General features: G+C 57.2%; 1 protein-coding gene. It reads right to left on the bottom strand.

Annotated elements, in window-relative coordinates:
• Positions 1-217 (bottom strand): hypothetical protein (locus AC1RPW_RS08465; RefSeq protein ID WP_481769521.1); only part of this gene is annotated, 217 nt, incomplete at its 3' end.
• Between the last annotated feature and the right edge of the window lie 54 nt (positions 218-271).

Raw genomic sequence — 271 nt, 5'->3', positions numbered from 1 at the left:
CGGCGCTACACACAACGCCCTCGACGAATTGACCGCTTGGGCTGCGCGCAGTGAATCCCGTATGGAACGTGTCGTCCTTCGAACAGCCGAAGAAGTCGTAGCCCGTGATCTTGATGTCCTTGAAGCCAGCACCGGTCAGCGTGTTACGTGCCTGATCTTCACGCGTGCATCCCGCGAGCGCCAGCGCCATCAACGCAATTGCCGCAATCTTCTTCATTCTTCCACCTCGTATTCAATGTAGCCACGCTCCAGCATCGTATCAACCCAGCAC

The sequence above is a fragment of the Dellaglioa sp. CoH-55-MRSF-8 genome (genome assembly GCF_056782195.1).
This window is presented reverse-complemented; position numbering and strand designations above follow the sequence as displayed.